The sequence below is a fragment of the Hungatella sp. SB206 genome, assembly GCF_051132295.1.
In the GTDB taxonomy this organism is placed as follows: Bacteria; Bacillota; Clostridia; order Lachnospirales; family Lachnospiraceae; genus Hungatella; species Hungatella effluvii.
The window spans coordinates 3640804-3654962 of record NZ_CP096603.1 but is presented as its reverse complement, the minus strand read 5'-3'; the positions used below and the strand labels follow the sequence as shown (position 1 = coordinate 3654962).

The 14159-nt window shown below is 50.7% G+C and carries 15 protein-coding genes; 5 read left to right on the top strand and 10 right to left on the bottom strand.

Annotated elements, in window-relative coordinates:
* Nucleotides 1-5: 5 nt before the first annotated feature.
* The 6 genes from M1L66_RS16030 to M1L66_RS16005 all read right to left on the bottom strand — a co-directional run bounded on the left by M1L66_RS16030 (nt 6) and on the right by M1L66_RS16005 (nt 4711).
* On the bottom strand, nt 6-743 hold the full coding sequence (locus tag M1L66_RS16030; protein WP_187022149.1) for a DUF3169 family protein: 738 nt from the start codon (nt 741-743) through the stop codon (nt 6-8).
* A complete protein-coding gene (locus tag M1L66_RS16025) occupies nt 740-952 on the bottom strand; it encodes a helix-turn-helix transcriptional regulator (RefSeq protein WP_025530979.1) in 213 nt (70 codons plus the stop codon). The genes M1L66_RS16030 and M1L66_RS16025 overlap by 4 nt, the downstream gene beginning before the upstream one ends.
* Nucleotides 953-1274: 322 nt before the next feature.
* On the bottom strand, nt 1275-2465 hold the full coding sequence (bioA, locus tag M1L66_RS16020; protein WP_434694112.1) for an adenosylmethionine--8-amino-7-oxononanoate transaminase: 1191 nt from the start codon (nt 2463-2465) through the stop codon (nt 1275-1277).
* Nucleotides 2462-3166 carry a dethiobiotin synthase gene (gene bioD / locus M1L66_RS16015; RefSeq protein ID WP_434694110.1) on the bottom strand — a complete coding sequence of 235 codons (705 nt, stop codon included), beginning with the start codon at nt 3164-3166 and terminating at the stop codon, nt 2462-2464. The genes bioA and bioD overlap by 4 nt, the downstream gene beginning before the upstream one ends.
* Nucleotides 3159-4127: a biotin synthase BioB gene (gene bioB, locus M1L66_RS16010; RefSeq protein WP_434694108.1), complete on the bottom strand. Its 969-nt coding sequence runs from the start codon at nt 4125-4127 to the stop codon at nt 3159-3161. Before bioB ends, bioD begins: the two co-directional genes overlap by 8 nt.
* Nucleotides 4124-4711 carry a biotin transporter BioY gene (locus M1L66_RS16005; protein ID WP_187022153.1) on the bottom strand — a complete coding sequence of 196 codons (588 nt, stop codon included), beginning with the start codon at nt 4709-4711 and terminating at the stop codon, nt 4124-4126. The genes bioB and M1L66_RS16005 overlap by 4 nt, the downstream gene beginning before the upstream one ends.
* A 235-nt stretch (nt 4712-4946) precedes the next feature.
* Here M1L66_RS16005 and M1L66_RS16000 point away from each other — a divergent pair, with 235 nt between their 5' ends.
* The 5 genes from M1L66_RS16000 to M1L66_RS15980 all read left to right on the top strand — a co-directional run bounded on the left by M1L66_RS16000 (nt 4947) and on the right by M1L66_RS15980 (nt 10951).
* Nucleotides 4947-5612, top strand: coding sequence for a response regulator transcription factor (locus M1L66_RS16000; protein WP_434694106.1), 666 nt, complete (start codon nt 4947-4949; stop codon nt 5610-5612).
* Nucleotides 5593-7104: a sensor histidine kinase gene (locus M1L66_RS15995; protein WP_434694105.1), complete on the top strand. Its 1512-nt coding sequence runs from the start codon at nt 5593-5595 to the stop codon at nt 7102-7104. Before M1L66_RS16000 ends, M1L66_RS15995 begins: the two co-directional genes overlap by 20 nt.
* 65 nt (nt 7105-7169) lie before the next feature.
* Nucleotides 7170-8030 (top strand): ABC transporter ATP-binding protein, encoded by an 861-nt coding sequence (locus tag M1L66_RS15990; protein ID WP_434694103.1) that lies wholly within the window; start codon nt 7170-7172, stop codon nt 8028-8030.
* A 1-nt stretch (nt 8031) separates the two neighbouring features.
* Nucleotides 8032-10221, top strand: a complete 2190-nt coding sequence (locus M1L66_RS15985; protein WP_434694101.1) for a M1 family aminopeptidase — start codon at nt 8032-8034, stop codon at nt 10219-10221.
* Nucleotides 10214-10951, top strand: coding sequence for a hypothetical protein (locus M1L66_RS15980; protein WP_434694100.1), 738 nt, complete (start codon nt 10214-10216; stop codon nt 10949-10951). Before M1L66_RS15985 ends, M1L66_RS15980 begins: the two co-directional genes overlap by 8 nt.
* Before the next feature lie 26 nt (nt 10952-10977).
* Here the strand turns inward: M1L66_RS15980 and M1L66_RS15975 are convergent, their stop codons facing one another.
* From M1L66_RS15975 to M1L66_RS15960, 4 genes are all read right to left on the bottom strand, one after another.
* Nucleotides 10978-11430: a hypothetical protein gene (locus M1L66_RS15975; RefSeq protein ID WP_434694099.1), complete on the bottom strand. Its 453-nt coding sequence runs from the start codon at nt 11428-11430 to the stop codon at nt 10978-10980.
* Between the two features lie 185 nt (nt 11431-11615).
* On the bottom strand, nt 11616-13073 hold the full coding sequence (locus M1L66_RS15970) for a DinB/UmuC family translesion DNA polymerase (RefSeq protein WP_434694098.1): 1458 nt from the start codon (nt 13071-13073) through the stop codon (nt 11616-11618).
* A 320-nt stretch (nt 13074-13393) separates the two neighbouring features.
* Nucleotides 13394-13576: a 50S ribosomal protein L32 gene (gene rpmF, locus M1L66_RS15965; protein ID WP_002604249.1), complete on the bottom strand. Its 183-nt coding sequence runs from the start codon at nt 13574-13576 to the stop codon at nt 13394-13396.
* A 2-nt stretch (nt 13577-13578) separates the two neighbouring features.
* Complete coding sequence (locus M1L66_RS15960) at nt 13579-14106, bottom strand: YceD family protein (RefSeq protein ID WP_187022161.1); 528 nt, start codon at nt 14104-14106, stop codon at nt 13579-13581.
* Nucleotides 14107-14159 lie beyond the last annotated feature (53 nt).

The following is a 14159-nucleotide window of genomic DNA, read 5'->3' as shown; positions in this document are numbered from 1 at the left end:
CAATCCTATTCCCGCAATCCTTTTCCTTCTCTCAAGGAATAGATCCCATAGGAAATGCTTTGAATCAACATGATCAGGCCTAACAGCAGGATCGACATACTGCCCGTTCCCATGTTTATCTTTCCTATAAATGCGATCACAAGTCCAAACAAAAGTGAATGTCTCGTTATCTGAAATGCCTTATAGCCGCAGCGGTAAATCTGCAGCCGTTCCGCTTCATCACAGCTCTCTTCCCACGTCCTCAAAAAGGAAAAATCCGCGGGATCTCCCTTTTTCAGTGGATTCGTTTTTTTCACCTGTTTAATAACCGCTATTTCCACACAAACCATGGAGATTGTGGATACTAAAAATACGACCACAGACAAAAGCGCAAACGTGTTTCTCTTATCAAATCCTATGCCGAATGCCATAAACTGAATGACCAAATTGACATTGGTAAGAGTCAAAACAGTATTCTGAGCGTTACCTACCTTTTTCTCCATTACGCCTTCCTCATCGGAATCCATAAGGGGAGACCACTTTTTCGCCTTGTTCATCAAAACCAGGGAGCAGCCTCCCAGTACCAGCCAGACTATCAGCTGAATCCATAAGGCAGACCGTACCGCTCCTACATACAGCAATTCTGCCAGGGATGCAGCCCCCCTTTTAGCAAACATGATGGATCCGGCTCCAAGCACTGCTCCGATCGCCGCCCCTGACAGAGTCCACAGCATTAATTTTAAATATGAATTTTTCACTTTCATTTTGTCTCCTCCTCTTCATACGCAAAAATGTCTTCCACTGTCACGGACAGAATCCGTGCCAGCTTAAGCGCCAATGTCACCGAGGGGGAGTAATCGCCCCGCTCAATTAAGCTGATCGTCTGCCTGGACACACCTGCCAGATTACCCAACTCCGCCTGATTCACGCCGAGCCTTGCCCGGTGCTCCTTCAACCTGTTATATAATGGCATAACTCTCCTTTCCATATGACAATTACCATTTGCAATTTGACAACTATTCTTGTCACCTTAGTATAGCATTGACAACTTTCTTTGTCAACACATTTTGACAACAATATTTGTCAGCCAACCGCTGCATTTAAGGAACAGATCCCGTTATCAATGAATCAGGAATGCGGATCAGGAACACAGTGAATCCGGAGCATATAAAATGGGCTGACGGTTAAATATATTTTTTGACCATCAGCCCATCTCTTTTATCAGATTACCGTTTTATTTATCAGATTACAGGCTTATCCCGTCCGAAAACCTGATCAGGCATGCAATGCCCTGATTAACGCCTCTGAAACCAGGCCTTCATCGTATCCAATACCATTACCAGCTCCGCCTCCTCGATCACATACGGAACCATCGCGTACAGATATCTCAAAAACGGACGGCTGAATACCCCACGTTCAAATGCGAATTGCTGGTATCCTTCCAATACAGCCGGATCGAAGACCTCCACACAGACGCAGCCACCCATCATGCGCACCTCTTTTATGCGGCTGTCCTCGAAGCCCTCCATCTCTCTCCTGGTAATCGCCGCAATTCGGCTGATTTTCGCCATATAGTCTTCCGACTCGAAAAGTTCAATCGATTTTAACGCCACACTGCAGGCCAGGGCATTTCCCATAAAAGTAGGGCCATGCATCAGCGCCAGGGAGGGATCATCCCCGTAAAAGCCCTGGTATACCTTGTGGTTCGCAACCGTCACCGCATGCCCGATATAGCCGCCGGTCAGCGCCTTTCCCAGCACCAGAATATCGGGGCATACCAGATCGGCCACAAACCGGTGCCCTGTCCGGCCAAAGCCGGTGGCCACCTCATCAAAGATCAGAAGCACGTCATACGCATCGCACAGTTCTCTGGCCCGCTTTAAGAAAGATATGTCATACATGAGCATGCCACCGGCTCCCTGCAGAAGCGGTTCGACGATCAGGCAGTTCAGTTCGTCGTGATGAAGGTGAAATGCTTCCTCCAGAGCCGGTATTTCCGTCGGTATATGAATAACATTCTTTTTCTCCCCGAAGGCGAAGTGGTAATCCTCATCGTCTCCTACTTCCATCGCTTTAAAGGTATCGCCGTGGTAAGAATGAGTCAGAGACAGGACTTTCTCCCGTCTGATATTCCGGTTTGTATAGAATTGCAGCGCCATTTTCAGGGCCACCTCCACCGCCACGCTTCCGGAGTCCGAAAAGAAGCAGTAGTCTAAATCTCCCGGCAGCCATTCCTGCAGTTTGGCCGACAGCTTTTCCACCGGTTCATGGGTCAGTCCCCCCAGCATGACATGGGAAAAGCAGTCCGCCTGAGACTTGACCGCCTCGGTCAGCACCGGATGCTTATAACCGTGAATCACGCTCCACCAGGACGATACAGAATCTATCAATTTCCGCTCCTCCGTATAAAGACAGACGCCCTCCGCGTTGACAATCCTATAAGGAGGTTTCATCGTCTTCATCTGCTGATATGGATACCAGATCATACGGATACCTCCTCTCCCGGCTCATATAACGACGCCAGTGCTTCTGCCTCCATGGCCAGCTCCGTATCGCCGTCTTTGACACAGGCCAGCACGGTAAGGCCTGTCAGTGATTCACACATGATCCGATTGTCCTCTTCCATCACATCTCCGGGGTGGAAATGGTTGAAAATAATTCCTTTCACGGGAATATTCCGAGCGCGCATGTACCCGGCCGTGAGAACCACATCGTTAATTGTGCCGAGCCCCGCGTCTGCGACAATCAGGCAGGCCAGTCCCAGTTCTCTGATTACATCCTCCAGCTGAATCTTTGCTTCGTCGTAGCAGAGGGGACAGAGGATGCCGCCGCTGCCCTCCATAGTGACGAACTCATACTTCCGGCCTACGACCTCGAAGCCCTCTTTCACCACCTGCATCTGCACCGGATTTCCCTCAAGCCGCGAGGCAAGGTGAGGAGAAAAGGCATTTTCATAGATGTACGGACACATTTCCTCCAAAGGCTGTCCGATGCCGGAGACTGTTTTTACATACAGCGCATCCCCCGGTATCAGGCTCCCGTCTTCCCTGCGTTCATTTCCGCTCATGGCAGCTTTATAGTAGGCAGCGCTGTGTCCGCTCTCATGCAGTTTTTTGACAATCAGACCAGTCACAAACGTTTTTCCGATATCCGTCCCTGTCCCGGTGATAAAAATATTTTTACTCATCGTTCAATTTTACCTCGTATCCAATGTTTTTCAGCAGTTCCATATCCGTCTGTACCGTAATCCCTGCGGTGGTCAGCATATCTCCGCTTATGGCTGCGTTAGCCCCGCTCTTAAAACACATCTTCCCTTTATCCCCTACCAGCCCCCGGCCGCCTGCCAGGCGTATGGAGGCATCCGGGATCAGAAAACGGAATACGGCCGCCGTCCGGCATAATTCTTCGTTGGTGAGAACCGGATTATGTTCATAAGGGGTTCCCGGAATCGGATTCAGCAGATTTACCGGTATCGATTTAACGCCCAGTTCCCTGGCAGTCAGGACCATATCAATACGATCCTCCATAGTCTCCCCCAGGCCAATGATGCCGCCGGAACAGACGTCAAGTCCGGCTCTTACGGCGGCCTTTAAGGTCTCAATCTTATCGCGGTAGGTGTGCGTGGTGCAGACCTGGGGGAAATAACGCTCAGACGTCTCCAGATTACAGTGTACCCGTGATGCCCCGGCACGTTTCAGTTTCTCAAACTGCATTTCTGATAAGAGTCCGAAAGAAACGCATACCAAAATTCCGGTCTGTACTCTTATTTCGCGTATGCTTTCACAAACTGCATCCACTTCCCGGTCAGAAAGCCTTTTACCGGAGGTCACAATGGAATAACGAAGGACGCCCTGTTCCGCGTTATATTTCGCCTGTTCCACAAGCTTTTCCGTTGACAGGAGCTCATACGCCCCGGTGCAGGCGGTTTGGTAATGGACACTCTGGGCGCAGTACTTACAGTCCTCCGAACATCTGCCGCATTTTCCATTGATAATTGTGCACAGGTCAAATGTGCGGCCGCAAAAGCGGGTACGGATTTCATCCGCAGCTTCGGTCAGCTCCTTTAACGGCGCCTCCGCCAGACGCAGCGCTTCTGCCCGATTAATCTGTCCTCCTGCCAATACCCGTTCCTTTAATTCTTCAATCATATTCCCATTCCCCTCATTTTCCTCATAACAGGCTGAATGCGCCTTACAAGATACGCGGCCAGAACGCACAAACAGAGATCACCCGGAACTGCCAGAATAAAGCAGTACAAAAACAGAGGCCACAGTCCGATCGGCGTATTGATGATAAAATTGCAGATGATATAGTAATAAATCATCCCCACGCCGTAAACGATAAACAGGCCGGTGAAATTTGCGGTCAGCAGATTTTTAATCGTCAGTGGATACTGCTTTTCAACCATTTTTCCAGTTACATAGCTTGCCAGACAGAAACCGATGATATAACCGAAGCTGGGTTTTAAAAGGTACCAGAGCCCGCCTCCTTCCGCAAAAATCGGAAGCCCAGCCAAGCCTAATATCATATAGAGGGCTACGCTGAGCGCTCCGCCCTTTCCGCCTAACAGCAGCCCCGCCAGCATGGTAAATAAAAACTGAAGCGTAAACGGCACCACGGGCACCGGAATTTTGATAAACGCTCCGGCGGCAATCAGCGTTGTAAACATGGCGGTGTATGTAAGGTTTATCGCCGAGGTGTATTGTAGTTTCTTTTCTGCTCTTTCTGCCATAGTTCCTCCTGTTGCTTTTTTGATTGTAAACCATAATATATATTAAGTTTACAATTGTATTAATATAGATATTACCAATAAATAACGCAAATGTCAACTTATATCATTATAAAGTTTACATTCTATTCCTGCCAATATAACTGTATTTAAACAAATAATTTAAAGTAAGAATCTCAGAAAACTCCACGCAAAATTCAAAGAGCCATGATATACTGGCTTACAGGAGGAGTAACCTATGAAACGAATTTTAGTTATTGAAGACGAACCCGATATTCAGGAAATGCTTTGTGCATATCTGCGTGATGCCGGTTACAGCGTGTCTGCGGCCAGTGACGGAATCCAGGCGATGGACTGTTTCCACCGGGAAAGCTGGGATTTGATCCTGCTGGACTTAATGCTTCCCAAGATCGACGGCTACGGCGTATGCGAGCTCATCCGCAGGGAATCTGATGTGCCGGTCATCATGGTGACGGCTCTGGATACAGAGGAAAAACAGATCCGCGGATTCGATCTGCAGATCGATGACTACGTGACAAAACCATTTTCCATGCCCATACTTTTGAGAAAAATTGCCGCGGTCCTGCGCCGGACCGGGTCTGATGCAGAAAGCCGTCAGCTCATCTACCGTGACATCGTCATGGACTTAGACGCGTACCGGGTAACCGTAGATGGAGTATTGCTCGATCTGACCACCCGGGAATTTGAACTTTTAAAAGAGCTTTTACAGAATCAGGGGCGCGTTCTGACCCGTTCTGTGCTGTTGGGACAACTGTGGAATTACGATTTTATCGGTGATGAGCGCATCGTGGACAGCCATATCAAAAATCTGCGAAAGAAGCTGAACCGTGACTATATTGAAACGGTAAGGGGGGTGGGATACCGTGTTGAAAAGATTCATTGATATCCGGACAAGTCTGACTGCGCGCATTTTCTTGATGACGATCGTGATTCTGCTCATATCCAGCAGTGTAACCTATCTCTTCCTCGCATGGGCGACGCCGATATCCTACCGCTCCATCATTGCCGATAATTTAAACGAAAAGGTGGACCGGCTGATCAGTGATTTGGCGGAAACGCCCTTTGAGGAAAGCGGTCCGCTGATCTCCCGTTTTGAGAAGGAGAACAACGCGGAGATTCGGATTACGGCCGGGGACGGAGAAACGTCCCTCCTGCCCGGCAATGCACCGGAGGAGGATGCTGTGGATTCAGTCATCATAGAAGACGATGGCTCTTCCGTATCCACATGCCGTTCCACTGCTACCGCAGTCTTTGCCGATTCCTCGGAAGTGGAATATACGAGTACAGACTGGGATGCGGCCGTAACGTTTAAGGGAAGCGGCAAGCCGTATGATTTAAGCGTCGTTATCCGCGTTTCCGCTGTCAATGAGACCTCCGAGGCCATGCGGCGCGTGCTGCCCTGTCTTATTCTGATCATGCTTGTCATTTCCCTGCTGGGGGCTCTTTTTTACTCCCGCTGCATCACCCGGCCCATTGTCAGGCTCAGCGTTATCTCCCGAAAGCTGGCGTCCCTCGATTTCGACTGGAAATGTCCGGAGACACGAAAAGATGAAATCGGTATGCTTGGCAGAAATTTAAATGAACTCTCCGACCATCTCAGAGAGGCATTGTCCGAACTCCGGGACGCGAACGATTCTCTTCAGCAGGACATCGACCGCGAACGCGAGATGGAACGCCGCCGGTCCGCCTTTTTTGCCGCCGCTTCCCACGAACTGAAAACACCGATTACAGTCCTGAAAGGACAGCTTTCCGGTATGCTGGCCGGGGTGGACATCTATCAGGACCGGGATAAATATCTGGCCCGTTCTCTCGCTGTAACCGGCCGCATGGAGAAGCTGATTCAGGAAATGCTGACGATTTTCCGTATGGAACAGGACGACTCCGCTGTCCGCAGCGATCCGGTCAGCTTGACGGAACTGATTCAGGAACAGCTTGACCTGGCCGAAGATTTCGCACAGTTGAAAGAACAACAGATATCCGTCTCTTTACCGCCAAAAGCCGTGATCCAGGGAGACCGGGTCCTGTTGAGCTGCGCCATATCCAACCTGCTGACCAATGCGCTGAAATACTCACCGGACGCGGCTCTTATTTCAGTCACTCTCTCCGAAAAGGACACGGGGTTTATTCTGGACATAGAGAACAGCGGAGTCCACATCCCACCAGAATCACTCCCCCGCCTCTTTGAACCCTTTTACCGGGTAGAAGCATCCCGCAGCCGTGAAACCGGAGGCAGCGGTCTCGGGCTCTATCTTGCCAGGACGATTCTGGACCGTCATGAGGCCGTGTGCACGGTCATGAATACCGGAATCGGAGTCCGGGTGACGGTGAATTTCAGTTATCAAAAAATCGACAGTCTCCATGAAAACTACACATAAAATCCACCTCACCTCCAAATGGATCATTTATAATCAATGGGAATAAACGCAGGAGGAAAAACAATATGCGGATCACTATTGAACATGTAAACATGATCTATCCAACAGGAAAGCAGGCGCTTCACGATATCAGCCTGACGATGGAAAGTCCAAGCCTCATTGGCCTTCTCGGCCCCAACGGCGCCGGAAAATCAACGCTGATGAAGCTGCTGGTCGCAGGGCTTCTGCCGTCCTCAGGAGATATAACCGTTGACGGCGAGCCCCTGGTGAAATGTGAACGAGCTTTAAAGGCAAAACTCGGCTGCCTGCCCCAGCATTTCGGACTTTACGACGAGCTTACGGTCTGGCAGTTTCTGGACTATATGGCTGCTCTCAAGGGCTGTTCTGACAGCAGAGCCGCTATTGACGAGGCGCTCGCTGCCACTGGCTTAAAGGAACTGCGCAAAACCCGTATACGGACTCTGTCCGGCGGACAGCGCCAGCGGGTAGGAATCGCACAGGCTCTGTTGGGAATGCCTGAATTCCTGATATTCGATGAGCCTACCGTAGGCCTGGATCCCGAGGAACGTATTCGTTTTCGGAACTTATTTTCAGAAACGGCGCAGAACAAACTGGTGCTGTTGTCCACTCATATCATCGACGATGTACAGTCTGTGTGCAACCGTCTCATCATCATCGACCATGGCCGTATCCTTTTCACAGGTACTCCCGAGGAGCTGATCCGTCAGGCTTCCGGGCATGTGGGCATGTTTCCCTGCGCTGCCAGTATACGCAGAGATTCTAGCCTTCACATCACCTCCCGGATCAATACGGCAAAGGGTGTGCTCTGCCGCGGCGTGGCAAAGACTCTTCCACCGGAGGCCGAGGCGGCAGAACCCACACTGGAGGACGCTTATCTCTACCTCATCACAAAGGAGGGGCAATAATATGAATGCCTCCTCACTCTTTCGTGTGGAATTCGGCCGTCTCATGCGGAACCGTCTGGCCTGGCTGGCCGCCGCACTGACCGCGCTGGCCCCCATTGCCGGCTATTCCTTTTATCATCCTACCTTCGGAGATTCCATGGGCGCGCTCTATCTGGCGAATCCGATGCTGACCGGCGGAATGGCAGGGACGCTTCTCTTCGCCCTGCTGATCCTTGCGGCCCTGGATCAGCCCGCCCGGAGCGGCACTGCAGCCCTCATAGAGACGATTATCCCGCCTGTGAAGATGCACGCCATACGACTGCTGGCTGTGTTGAGTCTGGCTGTCCTGACGTCCCTGGCTATCGGGATTCTCTACCTTCCGTACACCATGTGGAAATTAAATATCGTGTTCTCCTTCTCAGATTACTGGCTGGCCGTTCTCTTATTTCTGCTGTCAGGTCCTGTCATGGGGACTCTGGCTGCCGCCATGGCGATTCAGATAACCGGACGGCTGGATGTGAGCGTTCTTGCACTGCTGGCGGCTGTGATCTTTTCGCGCAGCCGCTGGTGCAGCCAGTATTTTCTCGCTCACTGGAATATTCCTCTGGTTTCCACCCTGTCCGACGCCTTCGGGAGCGCTGTCGTATGGCGCACCGCGTTCTACAGCCGTCTGGTCTGGCTGTGCCTGCTGGGCGGCGGCTGGCTTCTCTCTCTTCTGTGTGTCCGGCAGTACGGAAAAGGGGCGGCCGGTTCCCTGATTCACAGAATCAAAAGACCGGTACTCCCTATTTTCTCCATACTGCTTCTGCTTCTGGGTGCTGTCTTATGGAACAGGCAGCCCTTTATAGACCACTGTCCCGAGGACTGGATTTCCATGGAGACAGCCGATCGTTTTCATGAACATCTGACCACAGAGAGTACATCCCTGAGCGTGACCATCGACAGCTTCCTGATGGGGACTCTATCGGGGGAAGCCTCCTGGCAGATTCGCAACAATTCCGGCAGTCCACAGGAGCTTTACTTTAATTTAAACAGTGGCTATCGTGTCCGTTCCATCACTGCAAATGGGGAGCCGCTTCCTTTCGAGGATCTGAAAAATGACTATATCGCTTCCAGAGAGCTGCGGTGTACGCTGCCTGCGGATGAGGAAATCAGCCTTGTGATTACATACGGAGGCATGCCCCGCATCTGGAATGCGCAGGAACGGGAGCTGTCCGGAAACTACATCAGCAGCAGAGGCATTTATCTTGCAAGCCACCATCTCGCTCCCACAGTAGCAGGCTGCGCCCCCGTGGAGGATGAAGATACGCCTGTCACCTTAACCATCACGCTGCCGGCTGCTATGACTCCCGTCTCTACCGGTTCTCCAAAGCAGCTTTCCGATAACCGTGACGGGACCGTCAGCTGGGTCATTACCGATCAGGGAACCGAGCGGATCCAGCTGTTTGCCGGAGACTATGTCTATAAAGAGCTGGCTACAGGCAGCGGTATGCCTATCCAGTTTTACTACAGCAAAAAATACCAGTCACGCCTGGAAAACGGAGCCCTGGAGCTGATGGAACAGGCCATCGCCTACTGCACCAGTCACTATGGTCCCCGTTCCTTTACCGAAGACAAACCGTTTAAGATCGTCCAGCTGACTGCATTTCAATTCGGTGGTTTTGCTAACCGCAGCATCAGCGGCATGGGGGAAACGTACTTCAGCGACGAGAATCTGGGCAATCCGGACAAAGGACCGGCCAGCGCCGAGGTCCTGGCCCATGAAATCATCCACCAGTGGTGGGGCTTAGGCGCAACGCTGTATGATCCGGAGGACGAGGACTGGAATGACGAGGGAATCACCGTCTATACCACCTACCGTCTTATGAGAGAAATTATGGGCGAAGACTATGCCCGGGAAAACTATACAGACAAATGGAAGGCTGTCATGGAGGATCAGCACGCGTCCTTTTATCAGCGCCATCCGGAATACTTAGACCGCCTTCCAAAACGCTACTCAAATGAGATTCTGGCCTCCGAAAGCAGCGCTAACTGGTATGACGGCAACGCCCTGATGATCTACCGCGCCGCCGAGAAGGCAGGTCCGCAGAAAATTGATGAAATCTGGTCCGAACTCTACACCAGGCAGGCCTCTGGATCGTCCGATATGATCACGCTGAAGGATTTTTTAGATGCCTGTGGCTTAAAGAAAGGGGAGGTGGAACGTGAATAAGATATTCCGATATGAGCTGCGCCGTATGGTGTTCAGCAAATTTTACCTCGGCTTAGGCGCCGTAACCATCTGGTATGGATGGCAGATATTAAATACCACAACGATTCTGGGCACAGCCCATACCGCGCCCTTTTCCCCCTGGAGTTTTGGCAGCTATCTGTCACAGCTACTGCCCCTGCTCTGTGTGGCCCTGCTGTTCCTTGTGTGGAACCAGTGCAGCAATACGGCTCGCCGCACAGCTGTGCTGACCACCACGGCGGCGCAGAATCCGGGTGTCTACCGGCTCATAAAATGCGGCGCTGCGGCCGCGGCCTGGTTTTTGCTGGTGCTTCTTCTGGCTGCCCTGGGAATTGGATTCCTGCTGGCCTTATTCGGCAGGGACGTGCCTGTCGGTGAGTACGTGGTGCCAGCGCTGGCGGCGGTCCTGCCTCCGATGATCCTTCTGCTGGGAACCGGTCTGCTGGCGGGACAAATTCACGCCTCCCTGCTTTTTCCAATGATGGCTCTGGTATTCGGAACAGGCTTTCTCCCGCTTCCCAACAGCCTCGATCTCTACAGCGGCGCTCTTTTCTCTCAGTACCCGCTGACACTGGAATACCTGGATCCCGCGTTTTCCATGCCGCTGTCAGCCGTGACAGGAAAATGTGCCATGATTCTCATTGGCGCTGCAGCATTTATTTGCACACAAAGACCGGAACTGTTTCATATTCATAAACGGAATGTTCTGTGATTGGCTTGAAACGGTGATGGAATTTATCAATAAGAGCTGAAGTCCACAGTACATAACGCCCCGCCTTCTATTTCTACAATATCATCAAGGGGAATTACCGTTCCATCCAGCAAAATCAGTACTTCACTGTAACGATCCACTTTCCTGACACGGCCATGGACAGTGACATAGGAGCCGCCGGCTTTTCGCTCGTCTGCAACGAAAAAGATGACCGTTACGGCTGGCTGTTCCTTTATTTTTTCTATCAACAGCAGCAGTTTATCATTCAGAATCTCCTTGCTGTTTTCATCAAGTTCAATCTTCTGGTCAGTCAGCCGCGCCGTTTCCTGAATGGCCGCATCATGGCCGGTCAGTGCCGCAAACGGAGAAAACTGCGCCGCGCGGTCAGATACCGCCATGCTGGGATGTATAGTGGAAACATGATGGGGCAAATGAATGATGTCGTCATAGCGATCTGGTCGATCCTTCTCTCTCTGCATGGATGCCTCCTGTATAATTACGGAGTACTCTTGGAAACTCCTTGTGCCCAGATTTGTGAGATGGTTTTTCGTCAGATGTACACAAATTTACGAGGCGTACACGGCATGTACGTTGAATAAATTTGTGTACATCTGGCGGAAAATCAGCCACAAAGATGGGCGCAAGGGAGTTTCCAAGAGTGCTCTTACGCCTTATGGCCGCCGATCTGGTGGTTGCGTTCGATTGTCATAGCCCCCTCTTCGAGGTTCATACCTTTTAAGAGGGCATTTTTCCCGAATTTCTTCTTAATATCCAGGACAGCCTTCTGAAGCTGTCTTTCCCGTTCCAGCTCCTGCTCTTCCCGCTCCCTCTGCTTTTGAAGAGCCTCGTAATCGGTAAACAGATCCATCTGTTCAAAGCTCTCCTGCCTTGAAATGCTGCTTTCCTCCACCACATGATTCACGGTAATGTAAATCCTGCGGACCAGCAGATCCTGATCAACGATCCTGTCGTACAGATCCATGGCGGCATCCATGATCAGTTTTGTGGAAGAAGTCTGCCGGTTTAGATTCACCGTTCCATGTGCGTGTTTCGGAACCCTGCGGCCGTAGTGGTCTGTGGTGACAGCTCCCTTATACTTTTTACTGATCTCAGGCCTCGTCAGATTCTCAATATCGTAGCCCACAGTCAGCACCACCTGATCTGTTACAAGGCCCTTATCTACCAAATCCAGCACCAGCAGATCTGTCATCTCCTGGACGATCAGTCTCGCCTTCGCATAGTCGTAGGGACACTGCAGCACCTGGCCGGCGCCGGTGCTGTTCGTCTCCGGTTTATAAGCCTTCACGTCTGCCATCGTACAGGGCTCCCAGCCCCACGCATGGTCTATGAGAAGCTCTGCGTTGATGCCGAACAGCTTGTAGAGCAGCTCCTCATTATGGTAATCCGTCGGCTTCCCCAGGGAGCATCTGGCAATGTCCCCCATGGTATACAAACCGGCGGCCTCCAGCTTCCTTGCATACCCACGCCCCACTCGCCAAAAATCCATAAGCGGTCTGTGTGTCCATAATATGCGGCGGTAGGAATCCTCATCCAGTTCCGCGATTCTGACCCCATTCTCATCCGGCGCGATGTGTTTGGCTACGATATCCATGGCGACTTTCCCTAAGTACAGGTTCGTCCCTATGCCTGCCGTGGCCGTAATACCAGTCTCCTTTAACACATCCATGATCATCCTTCTGACAAGCTCACGGGCTGTAAGCCTGTAGGTATGCAGATAGTCGGTCATATCCACGAACACCTCATCTATGGAATAAACGTGGATATCTTCTGGCGCAATGTAGCGCAGATAAATATTATAAATCCTTGTACTGTATTCCATATACAGCGCCATGCGGGGTGGTGCTACGATATAGTCGATGGAATGGGCCGGATCCGCCTCTTTCACCTTCTGAATCACCTCAAACAATCTGGCACGCCCCGGAATACCATAGGACTTGAGCGCCGGGGAAACCGCGAGACAGATCGTCTTGCTCGTCCGGCTTGCATCTGCCACGACAAGGTTGGTGGTCAGCGGATCAAGCCCGCGTTCGATGCATTCCACAGAGGCGTAAAACGACTTTAAGTCGATGGCCGCATAGATTCGATTTTCAGATGTTTTCATAGCTGGATGCCTCCAATGCAAACATATGTTCTTGTTAAGAATAGAATACCACAATTGCTGAAAAATATCCAGTGAAATGATAGTTGGGAAAAAATAGTACTGCAATCGATTCTGTAACTTCCATCGGAGACAAGTGAGCTGGCGGCCTTCCATATCGGTTAAGTTCTCCCCTGTTTCTGTCTGCAGCTTATAACCAGAGTACCGTCCGATCATAACCGACAGCGTAACAATAATACAAATCCACAAACAAAAACCCCCGGAGGAAATCCTCCGGGGGTCTTCATTGCACTTCATGTTCATGTCATAGAGATTGTTGAAAATTAGTCTTCAACGCTGATGATTTCTTTCTTGTTATAAGAACCGCAAGCCTTGCAAACTCTGTGAGGCATCATAAGTTCGCCGCACTTGCTGCACTTAACTAAGTTCGGAGCACTCATCTTCCAGTTTGCTCTACGTTTGTCTCTTCTAGCTTTAGAAGATTTGTTCTTTGGACAGATAGACATGGTTACACCTCCTTAAACTGTTTAAAAATATCCTGGATGACCGCCATTCTGGGGTCCAAAGACCTTGTATCGCAGTCGCAAGTCTCATGGTTGAGATTTGTTCCACATCTATTACAAATCCCCTTACAGTCTTCACTGCAGAGAACCTTCATAGGCAGATTCAGTATGAGTTCATCACAAACCAACTGGTCCACATCCAGATTATAACCACTTAAATATGGTTGTTCATCGAGATCTTCTACACGCTCTTCCTCGGATTCATTCAAATCCAGAGTGCGGATAATATCAAATTCCAATGGTACTTCCACCGGATCGAGGCAGCGGTCACACGGAACTTTCAGAGTAAGCTTTGCCTTCCCCTCAATTTCCAGCTTCCGGTTTCCCAGATTCATAATTCGCAGAACCACCTTATCCTTGGAGGCCACCTCATAATCGCCGTTAGGGCAATGATAGATGTCCATTTCAATATCGGGTGTATAAGTTTTCTCTTTCCCTTCCAGGGTAAACAACTCTGACAAATTAATAAGCATATTAATCTCCATTAATACGCACCTATGCTATTATACACAGGCGCGCATCATTT

What these genes read in the sequence shown, in the direction of transcription:
- M1L66_RS15960 (WP_187022161.1), bottom strand. Translation starts at nt 14,106, where the DNA reads ATGCTTATTAATTTGTCAGAGTTGTTTACCCTGGAAGGGAAAGAGAAA.
- M1L66_RS15970 (WP_434694098.1), bottom strand. Translation starts at nt 13,073, where the DNA reads ATGAAAACATCTGAAAATCGAATCTATGCGGCCATCGACTTAAAGTCG.
- bioD (WP_434694110.1), bottom strand. Translation starts at nt 3,166, where the DNA reads ATGAGTAAAAATATTTTTATCACCGGGACAGGGACGGATATCGGAAAA.
- M1L66_RS16005 (WP_187022153.1), bottom strand. Translation starts at nt 4,711, where the DNA reads ATGGCAGAAAGAGCAGAAAAGAAACTACAATACACCTCGGCGATAAAC.
- bioA (WP_434694112.1), bottom strand. Translation starts at nt 2,465, where the DNA reads ATGATCTGGTATCCATATCAGCAGATGAAGACGATGAAACCTCCTTAT.
- rpmF (WP_002604249.1), bottom strand. Translation starts at nt 13,576, where the DNA reads ATGTCTATCTGTCCAAAGAACAAATCTTCTAAAGCTAGAAGAGACAAA.
- M1L66_RS16030 (WP_187022149.1), bottom strand. Translation starts at nt 743, where the DNA reads ATGAAAGTGAAAAATTCATATTTAAAATTAATGCTGTGGACTCTGTCA.
- M1L66_RS15985 (WP_434694101.1), top strand. Translation starts at nt 8,032, where the DNA reads ATGAATGCCTCCTCACTCTTTCGTGTGGAATTCGGCCGTCTCATGCGG.
- M1L66_RS15990 (WP_434694103.1), top strand. Translation starts at nt 7,170, where the DNA reads ATGCGGATCACTATTGAACATGTAAACATGATCTATCCAACAGGAAAG.
- M1L66_RS16000 (WP_434694106.1), top strand. Translation starts at nt 4,947, where the DNA reads ATGAAACGAATTTTAGTTATTGAAGACGAACCCGATATTCAGGAAATG.
- M1L66_RS15975 (WP_434694099.1), bottom strand. Translation starts at nt 11,430, where the DNA reads ATGCAGAGAGAGAAGGATCGACCAGATCGCTATGACGACATCATTCAT.
- bioB (WP_434694108.1), bottom strand. Translation starts at nt 4,127, where the DNA reads ATGATTGAAGAATTAAAGGAACGGGTATTGGCAGGAGGACAGATTAAT.
- M1L66_RS16025 (WP_025530979.1), bottom strand. Translation starts at nt 952, where the DNA reads ATGCCATTATATAACAGGTTGAAGGAGCACCGGGCAAGGCTCGGCGTG.